Raw genomic sequence first — 18,077 nt, forward strand, 5'->3', positions numbered from 1 at the left:
TCGCCGGCCACCCGCGGCAGCCGGACGGGCTCCTCGGGCTCGGTGATGTCGATGGGCAGGTCGAGGTACTCGAAGATGCGCTGGAAGAGCGCGAGCCTGGCGCCGCGAGCCCGCCGCGCTCGCCCTGCTCCCGTACGGCCGCCCGGCCCGCTACGGCGGCGCCGACCCGGACTCCGGCGAGCGGATCGCGATGACCGTACGGCGCTGGCGGCGCGTCCTGGAGGAGATGGTCGAGGAGGAGGTACGGGAGATGGAACGTCCCGCCACCGCCCGTACCGCCCGCACCGGCCGTGCCACCCGCACGGGCCGCCGCGCCCCCGCGCCCGCCGCCCCCGACAGCGAGACCCTCACCGCGCTCCTCGCCGCCGTCCTCCTCGGCGGCCGGCGCACCCGGGCCGCCGGTGACCGGCTCGCCGAACTCCTCGGCGCCCAGGGCGCCTTGCGGCTGCGCGACAAGGGTGGCGAGCTGGCGGCCGGGTACCTCGACCGCGCCCTGCACACCGAACGCGACCGCTGCCTGGCGCCCCTCGACGCCCTCGACGTGACCCCCGAGCCGCAGGCCGAACTGATCGCCGCGCTCTCCGTACTGCAGAAGGAGAAGTGACGCCGTGGACGTGGACGCACAGGTGGATGTGGACCGGGGCGCGCACCCGGGGGCGGGGCGGGGCTCCGGGAGCGACGGGAGCGACGGGGGCTCCGGGGCCGGGACACCGGCCAGTCCCGTGAGCGGGGCCGTGGACGGACCCGCCGCGGAACCCGCGCCCGCGCCCCCAGCCGAAGCGACGGGCGCCTCCTCGACCCCGACCTCGGCCCCGCCCGCGCCCGCGCCCGAGGCCACCGGCCCCGCCGACACCCCCGCCCTCCCCGACACCCCCGACCCCGAGCGGCCCGCCCGCCGCTGGGACGACGGCCTGATCGCCCGCCGCGCCGCCGACCGCACCCCCGCCGACCGCACCCCCGACTCCGCCCACGCCTCCACCGCCACCGCCGCCGGCCGCGCCCCGCACCCGGACGAGCGAGCCCCGGCGCCGTCCGCCCCCGGGCGCGCCGCCGGATCCGCCGCCGAGGACGACGCGCCGCCCGCTCTCGGCGGCGGTGGGTACGGGGGAGCCCTGCGCACCCGGCTCGACGCGCTCCACGAACTCGTCGGCCTGTCCCGTACGCGCGTGGAGAGCGAGGTGCTCGCCGAGGCCGGCCGGGTCCTCCAGGAGGCGGCGGCCCGCCAGCGGCTGTCGTCCCGGCACACCGTCGTCGCCATCGCGGGCGCCACCGGCAGCGGCAAGTCCACGCTGTTCAACGCCCTCGCGGGCGTCCCCGTCTCCGAGACCGGGCTGCGCCGCCCCACCACCTCCGCGCCGCTCGCGCTGTGCTGGTCGGAGGGGGCCGCCGGGCTCCTCGACCGGCTCGGCATCCCCGGCCGGCAGCGCCGCCGGCCGCTCGCGGGCGGCACCGGCGACAGCGACCTCCAGGGCCTCGTCCTCATCGACCTGCCCGACCATGACTCGGCCGTCACCGCCCACCGCGACCAGGTCGACCGGCTGCTCGGCCTGGTCGACGCGGTGATCTGGGTGGTGGACCCGGAGAAGTACGCGGACGCGGCCCTGCACGAGCGCTATCTGCGGCCGCTCGCCGGGCACGCCGAGGTCACCTTCGTCGTCCTCAACCAGATCGACCGGCTCGGCACCGAGGCCGCCGACCTCGTCCTCGACGATCTGCGCCGGCTGCTCGACGACGACGGGATGGCGCTGGGCGAGCACGGCGAGCCGGGCGCCACGGTGCTGTCCCTGTCCGCGCTGACCGGCGCGGGCGTCGGGGAGCTGCGCGAGTTGCTCGGCCGGTTCGTCCAGGAACGCACCGCGCCCGAGCGGCGGCTCGCCGCCGACGTCGACGCGGCCGCCGCCCGGCTGCGTCCGGTGTACGTGGCGGACGGGCGGCCCGGGCTCGGCGAGCGGGCCCGGGACGAGTTCGCCGACCGGCTCGCGGGCGCGGTCGGCGCGCGGGCGGCGGGCGAGGCCGCCGAGCGGGTCTGGCGGCGCACCGCCATCAAGGCCTGCGGTACGCCCTGGCTCCGGCTCTACCGCTGGTACGAGTCCCTGCGCGCGCACGGCATCACGGACCCGAGGCTCGACAGCCCGGTCGAGGACGAGCTGACCGCCCGCCAGCGGGTCGAGCAGGCCGTCCGGGCCGTCTCCGACGAGGCCGCGCGCGGGCTGCCCGGGCCCTGGGCGCAGGCGGTACGGGAGGCGGCGGCGCGCGGGGCCGGCGGGCTGCCGGAGGCGCTGGACGAACTCACGGTGACCATGGGCGACCCGGCGGCCCGTCCGCCCCGGCCCGCGTGGTGGCCGGCGGCGGTGTTCGCGCAGGTGATGATGACGCTGCTGCAGATCTTCGGCGCGCTGTGGCTGATCGGGCAGATCGCCGGGGTGCTGACCCCGGGCCTGCTCGTGCCCGCTCTGATCATGCTCGCGGGGATCGTCGGCGGTCCGCTGGTGGAGTGGGCGTGCGCGGTGGCCGTACGGGGGCCGGCGCGGCGGTACGGGCAGGAGGCCGAGCGGCGGCTGCGGGAGGCGGCCGCGGCCTGCGGGCGGGCGCGGGTGCTCGATCCGATCGCGGCGGAGCTGATGCGCTACCGGGAGGTGCGCGAGCAGTACGTCACGGCCTCGGGCGCCGAGCGGGTCGCGAGCCGGGGGATGGGAGCCGGTGCCGGGATGGGCGCGGGGCTGGGGCACGGGAGCCTCGGTGGCTACGACGGGCACAGCGGTCACGACGGTCACAGCGGTCATGACAGTCGCAGCGGTCACAACAGTCACGCCGGCCACGGGTTCGGCGGCGTCGCGCGGGGGACCCGGCTCGGGCCGACGAGGGCGGGTGCCGCGCGGTCCAGATAAGCCATGCTCCATGGGCGTTCGTCCCTTGCTGTCCCCAGGCCCCGTCACTCACCCGAGTGGCGGGGTTTTCCACAACTGCCCTGCTGTCCACAGCTTTGGGTGGATTTTCCGGAAGAGGGTCAGTATGGGATCCGAGCACGGCCCTCGCCGCGAGGGCCCGAACGGAGCGGAAGGTGACGGCTGATGAGCGAGACGACGGTGACCCTGGTCGGCAACGTGGCGACGAACGTGGAGTACCGGGACACGGCGACGGGCGGGGTGGCCCGGTTCCGCTTCGCGGTGTCGGCCCGCCGCTGGGACCGCGAGCGGGCCGTCTGGACGGACGGGCCGACCAGCTTCTACACGGTGTCCGCCTGGCGCGCCCTGGCGGTGAATCTGGCCGCCTCGGTGTCGGTGGGGGAACCCCTCGTGGTGCACGGGAGGTTGAAGATCCGCGAGGAGGAACTGGACGGGCGGCGCAAGACCTTCGTGGACGTCGCCGCGACGGCGGTGGGCCACGATCTGACGCGGGGCACGGCGGCGTTCCGGAGGGCGGTGCGGGCGGTGAGGGAGATGCGGGAGGTGCGGGAGGCGAGGGAGGCGCCCGCGAGTGCGCCGCCGCCGGCAGGGGAGGGGGAGTGGGAGGACCGGGATGGGCGGTCAGGGGTCGTACGTCCCATCGGCGTACCCGGCAAGGCTCTTGACGGGGCGTCCGATGATGTGTCCGACCCCTGGAGAGCGGGAGAGGATCCCCCGGTGGTATCCGCCTCCTGACCTTCGGTCATGGGGATTTGTCGATACCGCGACCTGCGGTTCTCGTCCAACTGACGGTCTCTGATAACGATTTCGAGTCGGAATGGTTATCAGACTGCACGGGGGGATATCCCGGCCTTCCCGCTCCCTAGGATTCTGGGTACTCATGAGGCGTTTGCTTCCCGTGGGTCAGTGAGTCTGCTGACAGGCGCTCCCCCCACGCGTCTCGATCGATGGCGCGGAGCGGCCTGTCCGGAGGGGAATTCCATGATTTCTGTACGCAGGCGCGGCGTTGCCCGCCTTGCCGCCGCGGCCATGGTCTCGGGCCTCGTCGCCGCGAGCGCGATAGCCGTCGCGGGACCGGCGATGGCGGACCAGGGCAACCAGGGCATCGGTGGTGCCACGGCGACGCTCGGCGACCTGAAGGTCTTCGACAAGGTGGTCGTCAAGACCGACGGACACGAGCGGCAGGTGTCCGCCGGTCTGTTCGAGATGGACGTGAAGTCCGGGGGGTCCATTCAGACCTACTGCATCGATTTCCACACCAGCGCCATCCAGGGCCAGGAGTACGACGAGGTCGGCTGGGACCAGTCGTCCCTCCACAACAACGCGGACGCGGGCAAGATCCGCTGGATCCTGCAGCACTCCTACCCGCAGGTGAACGACCTCGGCGAGCTGGGCCGCAAGGCCGGCGCGACGGGTCTCACCCCGAAGACCGCCGCCGCCGCCACCCAGGCCGCGATCTGGCACTTCTCCGACAAGGTCGACGCCATGCCGAAGAACGGCGAGGCGGCGAAGCTGACCGAGTACCTGGAGAAGAACGCTACCAACCTGGCCGAGCCGAAGGCGTCGCTCAGCCTCTCGCCGTCCTCCGTCGCCGGAAAGGCGGGCGAGCGTCTCGGCCCGATCACCGTCGACACCAGCGCCGACACCGCCGCGGTCTCCCTCGCGCCCGGTGCCCCCGCCGGCGTGCAGATCGTGGACGCCGACGGCAAGGCGATCACCGCCGTCTCCAAGGGCGAGAACAAGATCTACTTCGGCGTTCCGGCCGGCACCGCCGACGGCAGCGCCGAGCTGAACGTCCAGGCCAACACCGTCGTGCCGATCGGCCGCGCCTTCGTGGCCAAGAAGGTCAAGAGCCAGACCCTCATCCTGGCCGGCACCAGCACCTCCACCGTGACCGCCAAGGCGAGCGCGACCTGGGCGAAGCAGGGTGCCCTGCCGTCCGTGACCGCGATGAAGAACTGCGCCAAGGGTGGCGTGGACATCACCGCCGGCAATGAGGGCGACGAGGACTGGACCTTCGAGGTCAAGGGCGAGACGCACACCATCGCCGCGGGCAAGACCGAGACGTTCACCGTCCCGGTCGCCGAGGACGAGGCGTACAAGTTCACCATCACGGGTCCGAACGGCTTCGAGAAGGTCATCGAGGGCGTGCTCGACTGCCAGACGGCCACCCCCGGCCCGACGCCGTCCGAGACCACCCCGGCGCCGTCGACCTCCCCGTCGACGTCTCCGTCCCCGTCCGCCGGTGGCTCCACCACCGGTGGTGACACCACGGGCGGCAACACTCCCGGCACGAACACCGGTGGCGGCGACCTCGCCGAGACCGGTGGCTCCAGCGCCACCCCGATGATCGCCGGTGTCGCCGTCGCGCTCGTCGTGGTCGGCGGCGGAGCGATCTTCTTCCTCCGCAAGAAGAAGGCGGCCGGTCAGTAAGGCACCGCCTGAACGCCTGAACCCGCTGTAGGGACAGGGGACGGCCCCGGCGCGCATCACGCGCACCGGGGCCGTTCCGCGCGTTCAGGCTCGACTCCTGCGCCCAACACCTGTGTATGTCACGCCTGTTGGGATGAGTACGGATGCTCATGCCCGGGGCCGGGCGCGCTCCCGACACTGGGCGCATGAACATCACACGCATCAGTGCCATGGCCGCCGCGACCGTCTTCTCCCTCGGTGTGCTCACCGCCTGCGGGACCGGGACAGGAAGCGGGCCCGGGACCGGGGCGGCGTCCGGCGCAGTGGCCGGCGCCGTCACGGCCACCCCCGCCGCCGTACCTCCCCGGACCGACCCGGAGGTGGAGTTCATGAAGATGCGGCTCGCCGTCGGGCGGCCGTGTCACCCCGGCGACCCCACCGAGCCCCCGGCCTCCGCGGAGCCCCCGGAGCCCACCGGGCCCTCGGGCAGACCCGTGACGCCCCGCACCTCGCGTCCGGCCGAGCCGCTGCCGGTCGGCGAGCCCCCGTCGCAGCCGCCGGCGTCCTCCGCGCGCCCCGCCCGCCCGGCGTCCGAGGAGGAGCTGACCTCCGACGCGCGGTGCCAGGCCCGGCTGCACGCCGCACGCATCGCCAAGGAACTGGACGCGCTCTCCGACCCCACGCCGGAACGGGTCAGGGCCGCCCTGAAGGCGCTCGGCTACACCGACGGGCGAATCAACGGCCTGGAGCGCACGGGGCGGACGACGCGGTTCGTCCTCGACCTGCGGCTCCTCGAAGACCCGCTCTGCCTGGAGGGCGAGGTGACCGCCGGTACGACGGTGATCAAGCCGTTCGGCGTCGCCTCCGACGTGAAGGCGGGGGACGTGAAGCGCCCGGGCTGACCGGGGCCGCTCCAAGGGCCGTCCGGGGCCGGGCGGCGTACCCGTGCCCGTGCCCGTACCCGTACCCGTACCCGTACCCGTACCCACACCCGCTCCCCTCGCCCCTCCCGCCCCGCACCTCTCGTGACGCACGGTGACGGGAGGTGATGCGCGGTGACGCGCCGCGACCCGGCCACCGTCGAACGGCCGCCCGCCGGTCACCGAACGGCCCTTGAGAACGCCCAGCTCAGGCGGCCCCGGCGGATGTGGTTTCCGCCGACGGCCCTCGGTCAGGCAAGATGGAGTCCATCTGCCCACTCACTCCTTGCCGGACGGTTTCTCTTGGCTGAGTACATCTACACGATGCGCAAGACGCGCAAGGCGCACGGCGACAAGGTCATCCTCGATGACGTGACGCTGAGCTTCCTGCCGGGTGCGAAGATCGGTGTGGTCGGCCCGAACGGTGCCGGTAAGTCCACCGTGCTGAAGATCATGGCCGGCCTGGAGCAGCCCTCCAACGGTGACGCGTTCCTGTCGCCGGGCTTCTCCGTCGGCATCCTCATGCAGGAGCCCAAGCTCGACGAGTCCAAGACCGTCCTGGAGAACGTCCAGGACGGCGTGGCCGTGATCAAGGGCAAGCTCGACCGGTTCAACGCGATCGCCGAGGAAATGGCGACGAACTACACCGACGAGCTCATGGAGGAGATGGGCAAGCTCCAGGACGACCTGGACCACGCCGAGGCGTGGGACCTGGACGCCCAGCTGGAGCAGGCCATGGACGCCCTGGGCTGCCCGCCCGGCGACTGGCAGGTCACCAACCTCTCCGGTGGCGAGAAGCGCCGTGTCGCGCTCTGCAAGCTGCTCCTCGAGGCCCCCGACCTGCTGCTCCTCGACGAGCCCACCAACCACCTCGACGCCGAGTCGGTGAACTGGCTGGAGCAGCACCTGGCCAAGTACAAGGGCACCGTCGTGGCCATCACCCACGACCGGTACTTCCTCGACAACGTCGCCGAGTGGATCCTCGAGCTGGACCGCGGCCGCGCGATCCCCTACGAGGGCAACTACTCCACGTACCTGGAGAACAAGGCCTCCCGCCTCAAGGTCGAGGGCCAGAAGGACGCCAAGCGCGCCAAGCGCCTCAAGGAAGAGCTTGAGTGGGTCCGCTCCAACGCCAAGGGCCGTCAGGCCAAGTCGAAGGCGCGCCTCGCCCGCTACGAGGAGATGGCCGCCGAGGCGGACAAGATGCGGAAGCTGGACTTCGAGGAGATTCAGATTCCGCCGGGCCCGCGTCTGGGCAGCGTCGTCGTCGAGGTCGAGAACCTCAACAAGGCCTTCGGCGAGAAGGTCCTGGTCGACGACCTCTCCTTCACCCTGCCGCGTAACGGCATCGTCGGCGTGATCGGCCCGAACGGCGCCGGCAAGACCACGCTCTTCAAGATGCTCCAGGGTCTGGAGACCCCGGACTCCGGCGACATCAAGGTCGGCGAGACCGTCAAGATCTCGTACGTCGACCAGGGCCGCGCCAACATCGACCCGAAGAAGACGCTGTGGGAGGTCGTGTCCGACGGCCTCGACTACATCAACGTCGGCCAGGTCGAGATGCCGTCCCGCGCCTACGTCTCCGCGTTCGGCTTCAAGGGCCCGGACCAGCAGAAGCCGGCCGGTGTGCTCTCCGGTGGTGAGCGCAACCGCCTGAACCTGGCGCTCACCCTGAAGCAGGGCGGCAACCTGCTGCTCCTCGACGAGCCGACCAACGACCTCGACGTCGAGACCCTGTCCTCGCTGGAGAACGCGCTCCTCGACTTCCCCGGCTGCGCCGTGGTCGTCTCCCACGACCGCTGGTTCCTGGACCGGGTCGCCACGCACATCCTGGCGTACGAGGGCGAATCCAAGTGGTTCTGGTTCGAGGGCAACTTCGAGTCGTACGAGAAGAACAAGGTCGAGCGTCTCGGCCCGGACGCGGCCCGTCCGCACCGTGCCACGCACAAGAAGCTGACCCGAGGCTGAGGCCGGCGACCCCATGGCGAGGCACCTCTACTCCTGTCCCCTCCGCTGGTCGGACATGGACGCCTTCGGGCACGTCAACAACGTGGTCTTCCTCCGCTATCTGGAGGAGGCCCGGATCGACTTCATGTTCCGGCTGGCACCGGGGGACGGGAGCCCGTCCTTCTCCGGCGGGTCCGTCGTGGCCCGGCACGAGATCGACTACGTCCGGCCGCTGGTGCACCGGCACGAGCCGGTCACCGTCGAATCCTGGGTCACCAAGATCGGGGCGGCGTCGCTGAGGATCGCGTACGAGGTCAAGGACCCCGACGTCACCTACGTCCGGGCGTCCACGGTCGTCGTGCCGTTCGACCTGGAGGAGCAGCGTCCCCGTCGCATCAGCGACGAGGAGCGGGAGTTCCTCAAGGAGTACATGGACGACGGGATGACCTCGCGGGCCACCGACGCATGACCGCGTCCGCGCCGCTGCATTTCGCCGACCCCAGGGAGGCGGCGGGTCTCGCCGCCTTCCTGCGCCGGCTGCTGCACTACGACCGCGCCGCCACCGTCCGTCTCCAGGCCGGCGGTGGCGCGGTCGCCGTGTTCGGCCGGCCGCCGTCGTTCGAGGTGATCGCCATCCGTACGGCGCTCCTGGCCGACCCCGTCGACCTGGACGCGACCGTCTCGGCGGGCGAACTCCTCGAAGGAATCGAGGAGTCGTCGGGCAAGGCGTTCGTGCCCGGCACGGTCACCGGCCCGCCGTGGACCGGGGTGCTGCCGCCCCGGACCGACTGGCAGCCGGTCGCCGGACTGCCGTCCGCCGCCGAACTGCGCGGCGCGGTGGCCGAGGCGGTGGCCGAGTTCCGGTCCCGGGACGAGGCCCTGCCCGAGGAACGGCGCACCCGCGCCGAACGCGACCGGATCGGCCGCGAGATCTGGTCCCGCGTCTTCACCGGTACGGGCCTGCCGCTGCGCGCCGCGCACGCCGCGCAGTCCCTGGGCTTCCTGCCGCCGGTACCGGGCGAGGAACTGCCGGTGGCGCTGTTCGCCGCCGGCCCGTGGCTGCGGCTGCGCACCCCGTACGGCTCGGTCGCCCTGCGCGACGTACCGACGGCGCTGACCGTCACCCCGAACGAGGCCCGGTGACGGAGGGGCCGATGCCGGAGGGTCCGATGCCGGAGATCTCGATGGCGGAGGGCTCGATAAGGGAAGCCCCGGGGGACACCCCGAGGGGAACCCCGATGGCGGATCAGGGGTCCGGCGTGCCGGACCCCGAGGTCCCCGCCCCGGCCCCTGCCCCGGCTTCCGCGCTTCCCGACCCGGTCCTCGCCGTCGACGCCGAGCTGACCAGCCCCGAGCTGGACGCGCTGTTCCACGCCGCCTGGCCCGGCCACCGGAGCACCGACTTCACCCCGGTCCTGGCCCGCCGGCTGCTGCACGTCACGGCCCGCCGCGCGGGCCGGCTCGTCGGATACGTGAACGTGATCGGCGACGGCGGCGCGCACGCCTTCGTCCTCGACACCACCGTCCATCCGGACGAGCGCCGGCAGGGGCTCGGTGTGGCACTCGTCCGGGCCGCCGCCGAGGCCGCCCGCGAGCGGGGCGCGCACTGGCTGCACGTGGACTACGAGCCGCACCTCACCGACTTCTACGCGCGATGCGGTTTCCGCCCCACCGAGGCGGGCCTGCTGGCCCTGCGCCCCTGAGTACCTGAGGCTCCGAGCCCGAGCCGCCCCCAGCCGGCGCCCCACCCGGAAACTTCGCGCCCCCGACCCGCCCCCGACCCGCGCCCCCGACTCCTGTCAGGGACACGGGTCGCACCGGCTCCGGCTCAGTGCTCCGCGTCGTCCGGCCACACCCCGATGTGGTCCGACTCCAGTTCCAGGGCCACCCGGTGCCGCATCGCGAGCGCCTCCGTGTACTCCGCCGGCAGCTGGAGCCGGCCCGCCCGGTCGAGCATCGCGTACTCCCGGGCCACCAGCGACTCCTGCCCCTCGGCGTCGACCTCGGTGCGCCGCAGCACCTCCGACGAGGTCCGGCCGTCGCGGATCGCGACCGTACGGCGGACCTCGGAGGCGACCTGCTGGTCGTGGGTGACGATCACGATCGTCGTGCCCAGCTCCTCGTTCGCCCGCCGGAACGCCGCGAAGATCTGCTCGCCGGTGTTCGAGTCCAGCTCACCGGTCGGCTCGTCCGCGAGCAGCACGGACGGGTTGTTGGCGAGCGCGACCGCGATCGCCACCCGCTGCTGCTGGCCTCCGGAGAGCTGGTGCGGACGCCGGTCGCGGAGGTCGGAGATGCCGAGCATCGACAGCAGTTCCTCCGCCCGCTTCCCCTTGTCCTTGGACCGGCCGCCCCCGGCGCCGTCCTTGCCGCCGCCCCGCAGCTGCATGGGGAGCGCCACGTTCTGCGCGGCGCTCAGATACGGCAGCAGGTTGCGCGCGGTCTGCTGCCAGACGAAGCCGACGACGTCCCGGCGGTAGCGCAGCCGCGCCTTGCCGTCCATCGCGAGCAGGTCGCAGCCCGCGACGGTGGCCGCGCCGGCGGTCGGCACGTCGAGTCCGGCCAGGATGTTCATCAGGGTCGACTTGCCCGAGCCGGACGCCCCGACCAGCGCCATCAACTCGCCCTTGCGCACCAGCAGGTCCAGGCCCTGGAGGGCCTGCACCTCCACCCCGTCGGTGGTGAAGATACGGACCAGCCGGTCGCAGGCGATCAGCGCGTCATGACCGTACGAGGGCCGGTCGCGGTGCGCCGTGGCCCGCCGCTCCAGCTCCTCCAGCGTGGTCCCGGCCGAAGCCCCCGAGGCCGAAGCCGAAGTGGAGGCCGAGGCCGAAGCCCCCGAGGCCCCCGAGGGTGTCGAGGTCGTCGTCATCGTGCGTCTCCTGCCCTGAGTTCCTTGATCGAGCCCTTACGGGCCGCCCACCAGGCCTGAGCCACGGCGGCCCCGCCCGCGAGCACCACCACGCCGGCCGCCGGAAGTCCGAGCGTCCAGACGTCCGCCCGCAGGGCCGTGCCGAGGGCCGCGGCCTCCTCGGGCGCCCCGGCGAGTGCCAGCCGGGTCAGGTCGACACCCGGCGAGAGCAGCCGGATCGTCACCCAGCCGACCACGATGCCGCCCACCGCCGCGGGCGCCGCCTGCGGCAGCGCCTCCAGGGCGAGCAGCCGCCGGCCCTGGCTCCGGGTCAGGCCCATGGTCCGCAGCCGGGCGAGCAGCGTGGTGCGCTCGGGGGCGACCTGGAACAGGGCGATCAGCAGGGCGAGGACGGCGTACCCGGCACCGGCGCCGATGGCGACGAGGTACAGCTCCTCGGCACCGGTCTGGAGCGGCGAGTCGACGGAAGCGGCCCGCTTCTCGGCGGCCAGTTCCACATGGGCGCTCTTGTTGGCGGCGAGGACCGTGGTGCGCAGCCCCTCGCCGTCCAGCGCCCCGTCCTTGCCGCCGGTGACGAGCAGCGTGGTGGGCGCCTGGTTGACCAGGTCGGCCGAGTTGACGAGGAAGAAGTCCTTGTCCGGCAGGGCCGGGGTGACCTCGCGTACGGCCACGACCTTCACATGGAAGCGGCCGGCCGCCGCCGTGATCTCCATCGGTTTGTCGCCGAGCCGGTCGGCGACCCGCGGCGAGGCGATCACGGGCACGACCCGCTCGTTGTCGCCGACGGCCTTGGGCCCGCCGGTGCCGGTGGACTTCAGCAGCTCGGCGGGGAACGTGCCGAAGCCGGTCCGTTCCGCGAGCCGGGCGTACGTGGCGGGGTCGATGCCGACCAGCGGGGCGCCCATGCCGTTGTCGTTGATGCCCGGCCGGGCCGGCAGGTCGACGCCGTACTCGACCTGGACGGGCGACACCTCCCGTACCCCGGGGAAGGCGCGGACCGTGGTCTCCACCTTCGGGGGCAGCGGGGAGAAGGCGACCCCGCTCTCCACCCGGGCGTCCGCGCCGGTCGCCAGATAGGCCGCCTTGTCGCGGGCGTCGGAGATGCCGGTGAGCACGGAGCCGCCGAACGCGGCCGTGGTCAGCGCCACGAGCAGGGCGAGCAGCGGCAGCGCGCCGGTGGCCGAGGAGCGGCCGGCCCGGGCGAGCGACAGATAGCCGACCGCGCCCCGCAGCCGGCGCGCGGGCCGGGCCGCCCAGCGCAGCGGCAGCGGGTACAACCGGACGAGGACGAAGGCGGCGATCAGCGCGACGAGCACCGGGGCAGCGCTCACCAGGTAGTCGACGGAGCCGGGGTCGGACGCGGCACCGGAACCCGTACCCGAACCCGAGCCGGATCCGGCGCCCGGGGTGTCCACGCCGCGACGGCGCAGCGCGGTCACCGCGCCCACCGCGAGGACCAGGAAGGTGAGTTCGGCGACCGTACGGCGCCGGGACGGCTTGGCGTTGATCAGATCGTCCCGCGCGCTGTGCAGCTGCGGACGGCGGTGCAGGAACATCGCGCGCAGCGGTACGACCAGACAGCCGAGCAGCGCGACGGCGCCGACGGCCACGCAGGAGGGCCCGATCCGGTCGGGCGAGGCGCCGGTGAACCCGTACGCCAGCAGCAGCCCGAGCACCGAGGCCGGCAGGGTGACGGCGGCCGTCTCGCCGAGCAGCCGGATGCCGATGCCCGGCAGGGAGGCGCCCCGGGAGCGCAGCAGGGCCAGTTCGGGGTGGCGGCGGGCGGTGAACAGGCCACCGGTCATGAGCAGGACGACGGCCGCGACCGCGCCGACCCCGAACACGGCGACCGCCACCACCGAGGCGATGGAGCCGCGCATGTTCCGGAAGCCGGCGATCACGTCGTCGAGGTCGGTGTGGAACCCGCCGTTGTCGCCGAGGACTTCACGGATCTTCACGAGGCCGGGACCGGCGCCGAGCGAGTCGAGCACGCCGGCGAGCCGGTCGGCGTCCCGCGCGGTGAGCTCGTTCGTGGCGGGCGCGAACCGCCAGTACTGCTCGGGCTCCCCGAGCGTGCCGGCCAGCTGGGGCGCGCTCTCCGGCGCCAGGATCAGCGCGGCCGCCCAGTACCAGGCGGGCTCGTATCCGCCCGTGGCCAGATAGGCGGGGGTCTCCAGCTGCGTCTCGACCGTCCAGAAGGGCCGCTTGGCGTCCAGCGGACGGACGATGCCGGTGATGGTGATCGCCTTGGGCTCGCCGTCGGTGCCCGCCACATGGACGACCGAACCGGTCTTGATGCCCAGCACCTTGGCGGTCTTCTCGGAGACCACGGCCTCCATGCCGCCGTCCGCGCCCTGCTTCGGCGCGCGGCCGGAGACGTAGCGGGCGTGGTCGGCCAGGCCGGCGGGGGCGTCGAGGAGCAGCTGCGGCGGGATGTGGTCGCGCTGGGGCAGCCACGGGTCGAGCGCGGGGACCCGCTTCGTGGTGTGCGCTCCGTAGACCGAGTCGGCGCGGTCGACGCGCAGCGGATCCGGCAGCAGGGGCGCCAGCTTGTCGCGCTTGCGAAGCAGGCTGTCCGGGGAGAGTTCGGACGCCTGCGCCTCGACGCCGAGACTGCTCGCCGCCCGGGTGCTGATCGTCATCGTGGCGCGGTGGGCCGGGGCGGCGGTGATCGCGTGCCGCAGCCCGTCCGTCTCGTATCCGTCGGTCGTCCACGGCAGGGACGCCGCGAGGAAGGCCGTGACCAGGACGAGCAGTCCGTACGCGAACGCCGCGCCCGGCGCGGTCCGCAACCGGGTCCGGACCCAGGGCGCCACGGTACGGGCGGGCTTGCGGGACATGGCGGTCGCCTTTCCGCGGGCGGGAGTGGACGAGGGAGACAAGGGCTGCGCGGGAGGTGCGGGGGGCTGGACCTGATCGCTGGAGCCCGTGGAGCCCACGAGGTCCGTCGGGTCCGGGGATTCGCCGGCGCCCGGGGAATCCCCGGACCCGGGGGAACCCGGTGAACCCGGGGCCATCAGTTGTCCCCCTGCGAGCGCAGCGTGACGGCCGGGTCGTGGCGGCGCAGCGCGATCGCCACCACGATGGCCAGCGGCAGCGCCGCCACCCCCGCGAGCAGCAACAGCACGTGTCCCACGGGCAGTTCGACGAGGACCCGGGGCACCGGACGTTCCGCCTGCCCGGTGAGCACGATCAGCGGGACGACCGCCCGGGTCAGGATCGTGCCGAGCGCGACACCCACCACCAGACCGATGCCGACGAGCACGCTCTGCTCGGCGGCGATCAGCCGGGCCAGTTGGCGGCGCGGCGCGCCCAGCGCGCGCAGCACGCCGAACTCCTGGGCCCGCTCCCGCATCGAGCCCGCCGAGCCGACCCCGAAGCCGACCGCCGCGAGCGCCGCCGCTGCCGCCGCGACCGCCATCAGCGCCGAGTTGGGGCCCGCGCCGAGCGGGTCGCCGAGCAGTTCGGCCGCGACCTCGTCCCGTACGACCACCTGCGTGGGGTCGCTGTCGGGCCGGGCGCGCAGGGTCTTCACGACCTGGTCCGTCCGGCCCGGCTCGGGGTCCAGCCACCACTCGGTGGGGGCCAGGGTCGCGGAGCCGCGCCCGGTGAGGACCAGGTTCGCGGTGGGCAGGTCGACCAGGAGCGCGCCGCCGTCCTGGGGCGTGGAGACGGTCGTGGTCACCGAGACGGAGCGGGCACCGGGCCCGGTGGTCGGCAGATCCCGCACGGTGTCGGCGATCCGCACCTGAAGGGTGTTGCCGTTGAAGGAGACCTGGAGGCTGTCGCCCTTCTTCGCACCGGTGGAGGCGAGGAAGGCGTCGGTCGCCAGGGCCGGGATCTCCTTGGGCGGCGAGGCGCGGGGCGCGTCGATGGACACGGTGTAGACGTCCTGCCCGGCGAACCGGTCGACGGGCCGCTGCGTGCTGCCCGCGAGGAAGCTCGCGGTGAGCGGCGCGGTGGCGGTGGGCCGGACCGCGATCGAGGTGGCCGGGCTCGCCTCCGGGCCGTCGTCCACCGTGTACGTGGCGTGCCAGTCGGCCAGGGCGGCGGGCGCGGATTCCACAGGTCCGGGCTGTCCGGCGGCCCCTGCGTCCTTGGCGCCTGCCGAGAGCACCTGCTCCACGGAGATCTCGCGCTGCCCGCCCTTGCCCGCCTCGACCGCGCCGTCGAAGGTGAGCCCGGACAGATGGAAGCCGTGCCCGCCGTCGAGCGCGGGCAGGTCGAGGGTCAGCCGGTGGCTGCGCCCGTCGGCCGGGAGGGCGCCGATCAGCCGGTGGAACGGCATCCCGTACGCGTCCTCCAGGACGGCCGTGACCTGGGTGCCCGGCGTCCCGGCCGGCGCCTTGTCGCGCAGCACGACGGTGAGCGCGCGGGTGCCGGCGGGCAGCGGGATGCCGGCCTGCTTGCCCGGCTTCGGGGTGACGGCGGAGATCTTGGCGGCGGGCGAGCCGTCGGCGAGGTCGGGGCGGAAGGTCAGTCCGGCGGCCCGCCGGGTGTCGACGGCCAGGATGGTCGCCTGCTTGCCGTTGAGGTCGGTCGAGCCGCGGTGTACGGAGGCCACGCCGCGCACCCCGTCCACCGCCGCGAGCCGGTCGGTGTCGGCGAGTTCGCCGGGGCCCGCGCCGATGCCCCGTACCGGCACACCGGCCTTGAAGTCGGCCTGGTCGCGCTGCGAGCGGTTCCAGGTGTCGCTCTGCCCGATCGCCAGCATGCCCATGGCGATGGCGAGGACGAGCAGCAGCACCGGGCCCGCGCCGCGCAGCGGACGGCGGCTGAACTGCCAGCCGGCGAGCGCCGCCGGCAGCCCGCGCCCGCCGGCGGCGCGCCGCTCGGCCAGCTTCGCGGCGGGCGGCAGCAGCCGCAGGGTGAGGACGGTGCCGGCGAGCAGCGCCAGGGCGGGCGCGGCGACGAGCAGCGGGTCGACCCCGAGACCGCCGGAGCGGTCGCCGGCCAGCGCACCGGCGCCCGTGCCGGTCTGCCGGTCCAGCTGCCAGTAGGCGATGCCCGCGACGAGCAGCAGGGCGATGTCGGCCCCGGCGCGGACGGGTCCGGGCAGGGCGGCGGAACGGCCCTTGCGCAGCGAGACGGCGGCGCCGTCGCCGGCGGCGAGCGCCGGGGCGACCACGGCGGCGGCGCAGCACAGCGCGACACCGGCGGCGACCAGCCACACGACGGGCGGCGGGACGAGCGCGAGCCGGCCGAGCGCCTCCCGCGCGGTGCGGTCGGCGAACAGCAGCGTCAGCGGGTGCGCGAGCAGCGGGGCGACGACGGCGGCGGGCAGCGCGAGCAGCAGCGCCTCGACGGTGGCGAGCCCGGTGATCCGGCGGCGCGAGGCGCCTCGGGCGCGCAGCAGTTCGGTCTCGCCGGAGCGCTCGGAGCTCAGCAGCCGGGCCACCAGGAGCAGCGCGTACGCGGCGAGCAGGACGAGCTGGACGGCCACGATCGACAGCGTGGAGCGGGAGACGAGCAGCGCCCGTTCGGTCTGCTCCAGGACGGTCGGCAGCGAGGTGTACGCGGTGATGGTGGCGCCGAAGCCCGCGGTGTCCTCCAGGATCGCCTTCGGGGCGTCGGTCGCGGAGTCGCGCAGCGCCGCGATCCGGCCGGTGTCGACGCCGGTGTAGTCGGCGACGCCCAGCCACGAGGTGCTGCCGGAGGTGACCCGGCCGGAGGCGAGGGTGGCGGGGTCGGTGGCCAGCGGGCCGTAGGTGGTGAAGACCAGGGTCTTCACGCCCCGGCCGCCCGCCGGGTCGAGCTGCCAGTACAGGTCGGCGGTGTCGACGGGCCGGTAGATACCGGTGATCCGGGTCTTCAGCGGCTTGCCGCCGAGCCGGTCGGCGAGGTCGAGGACGGTGCCGGGGGTGATCTTCAGCCGGCGCGCGGCCTCCTCCGGCATCGCGCTCTCGACCGGCCCGGTGGCGCCGCCGGCTTTCGGCCAGGCGCCGCGGACCAGGGTGAGCCGGGAGTGGTCGAGCGCCGCGAAGTGGGTGAGGTCCGGGTCGCCGGAGCGGGCGGCCGGCGGCTGGAGTGTGCGGGGCAGCGCGTACGGGCCGGACGTCTCCAGCTTCCGTACGGTGACGGGCAGCCCGGCGAAGGTCCGCTCGGCGCCCTTGCGGGCGGCGGCGTCGGCGCTCGCCCGGTGGTCGGCGGGGATCTGGCCGCTGACGACGAGGGCGGCGGCGGGCGCCGAGCGGCCCTTCAGGGTGCTCTGGAGCGCGGCGTCGCCGATCGAGCCGGAGAAACCGGCCAGGGTGGCGAGCACCGAGGTCGTCAGGAGGACGGCGAGCAGGGCGGCGGCGAGCAACAGCCGGTGTGCTCTGACCCGCAGAAGTACGAAGCCCGTCACCCGGTTCCCCCCTGAAACACCGTGATCGTTCAGTATCGAACGTTCATCGGATGCTGTCAGAGGGGAAGGAGTCTGGAAACCGCTTGCCGACCCACCTTGATCCGATCGTGACCGGTATTCGGGGTTCCGTCACCGGAATGTGTTCGTCCGGGAGCGGGCGGTCAGAGTGAGCGGCCGGAGTGAGTAGTTGGGGGAGTGGTCGGGGGAGTGGTCGGGTCGGCCGGGGGAGCGGCCGGAATACGAGCGTAGGGCGGGCGTCTTCAGCCCGCGGTGTTGATCATCGCGGCGGCGGCGTGCGTCATGTACGCCCACAGCTCGCGCTCGTCCTCCGGCGCGAGCCCCGCCTCGTCCACCGCGTCGCGCATGTGGCTCAGCCAGGCGTCGTGCGCCGCCCGGTCCACCGTGAACGGGATGTGCCGCATCCGCAGCCGGGGATGGCCCCGGCGGTCGCTGTAGGTGCGCGGGCCGCCCCAGTACTGCATGAGGAACAGCGTGAACCGCTCCTCGGCCGGGCCGAGGTCCTCCTCCGGGTACATCGGCCGCAGCAGCGGGTCCTCGGCCACCCCCTGGTAGAACCGGTGGACCAGGCGCCGGAAGGTCTCCTCGCCGCCCACCCGCTCGTAGAAGGTCTGCTCCTGAAGCGTGTCGCGCGGAATCTCGTTCACCCGTCAATC

12 protein-coding genes and 1 pseudogene are annotated in these 18,077 nt (G+C 73.8%); 9 read left to right on the top strand and 4 right to left on the bottom strand.

Features of this window, described 5'->3' with window-relative positions; genetic code table 11:
* Positions 1–181 precede the first annotated feature (181 nt).
* The 9 genes and pseudogenes from ABZ990_RS28825 to ABZ990_RS28865 form a co-directional block, all read left to right on the top strand.
* Positions 182–604 (top strand): annotated as a pseudogene (locus ABZ990_RS28825) (ATP-binding protein); the annotation flags it as partial.
* Between the two features lie 307 nt (positions 605–911).
* Positions 912–2,888, top strand: coding sequence for a GTPase (locus ABZ990_RS28830; protein ID WP_361237804.1), 1,977 nt, complete (start codon positions 912–914; stop codon positions 2,886–2,888).
* A gap of 183 nt (positions 2,889–3,071) precedes the next feature.
* The gene (locus tag ABZ990_RS28835; RefSeq protein ID WP_361237755.1) at positions 3,072–3,641 is read left to right on the top strand and encodes a single-stranded DNA-binding protein; all 570 of its coding nucleotides are present in this window, start codon (positions 3,072–3,074) and stop codon (positions 3,639–3,641) included.
* Positions 3,642–3,887: 246 nt separating this feature from the next.
* On the top strand, positions 3,888–5,339 hold the full coding sequence (locus ABZ990_RS28840; RefSeq protein ID WP_361237758.1) for a Cys-Gln thioester bond-forming surface protein: 1,452 nt from the start codon (positions 3,888–3,890) through the stop codon (positions 5,337–5,339).
* A gap of 185 nt (positions 5,340–5,524) precedes the next feature.
* Positions 5,525–6,220, top strand: coding sequence for a hypothetical protein (locus ABZ990_RS28845; protein ID WP_361237761.1), 696 nt, complete (start codon positions 5,525–5,527; stop codon positions 6,218–6,220).
* Between the two features lie 321 nt (positions 6,221–6,541).
* The gene (ettA, locus tag ABZ990_RS28850; RefSeq protein WP_361237764.1) at positions 6,542–8,206 is read left to right on the top strand and encodes an energy-dependent translational throttle protein EttA; all 1,665 of its coding nucleotides are present in this window, start codon (positions 6,542–6,544) and stop codon (positions 8,204–8,206) included.
* A gap of 13 nt (positions 8,207–8,219) precedes the next feature.
* Complete coding sequence (locus tag ABZ990_RS28855) at positions 8,220–8,654, top strand: thioesterase family protein (RefSeq protein WP_361237767.1); 435 nt, start codon at positions 8,220–8,222, stop codon at positions 8,652–8,654.
* Positions 8,651–9,328 (top strand): hypothetical protein, encoded by a 678-nt coding sequence (locus ABZ990_RS28860; RefSeq protein ID WP_361237770.1) that lies wholly within the window; start codon positions 8,651–8,653, stop codon positions 9,326–9,328. The genes ABZ990_RS28855 and ABZ990_RS28860 overlap by 4 nt, the downstream gene beginning before the upstream one ends.
* An 11-nt stretch (positions 9,329–9,339) precedes the next feature.
* The gene (locus ABZ990_RS28865; RefSeq protein WP_361237773.1) at positions 9,340–9,888 is read left to right on the top strand and encodes a GNAT family N-acetyltransferase; all 549 of its coding nucleotides are present in this window, start codon (positions 9,340–9,342) and stop codon (positions 9,886–9,888) included.
* Positions 9,889–10,013: 125 nt separating this feature from the next.
* Here the strand turns inward: ABZ990_RS28865 and ABZ990_RS28870 are convergent, their stop codons facing one another.
* The 4 genes from ABZ990_RS28870 to ABZ990_RS28885 form a co-directional block, all read right to left on the bottom strand.
* On the bottom strand, positions 10,014–11,057 hold the full coding sequence (locus ABZ990_RS28870; protein ID WP_361237776.1) for an ABC transporter ATP-binding protein: 1,044 nt from the start codon (positions 11,055–11,057) through the stop codon (positions 10,014–10,016).
* Entirely contained in the window at positions 11,054–13,897 is a 2,844-nt protein-coding gene (locus tag ABZ990_RS28875; protein ID WP_361237778.1) for an FtsX-like permease family protein, read from the bottom strand. The genes ABZ990_RS28870 and ABZ990_RS28875 overlap by 4 nt, the downstream gene beginning before the upstream one ends.
* Before the next feature lie 176 nt (positions 13,898–14,073).
* On the bottom strand, positions 14,074–17,403 hold the full coding sequence (locus ABZ990_RS28880; RefSeq protein WP_361237781.1) for an ABC transporter permease: 3,330 nt from the start codon (positions 17,401–17,403) through the stop codon (positions 14,074–14,076).
* A 260-nt stretch (positions 17,404–17,663) separates the two neighbouring features.
* The gene (locus tag ABZ990_RS28885; RefSeq protein WP_361237784.1) at positions 17,664–18,068 is read right to left on the bottom strand and encodes a globin; all 405 of its coding nucleotides are present in this window, start codon (positions 18,066–18,068) and stop codon (positions 17,664–17,666) included.
* Positions 18,069–18,077 lie beyond the last annotated feature (9 nt).

This window comes from Streptomyces sp. NPDC046203 (assembly GCF_040646255.1).
In the GTDB taxonomy this organism is placed as follows: Bacteria; Actinomycetota; Actinomycetes; order Streptomycetales; family Streptomycetaceae; genus Streptomyces.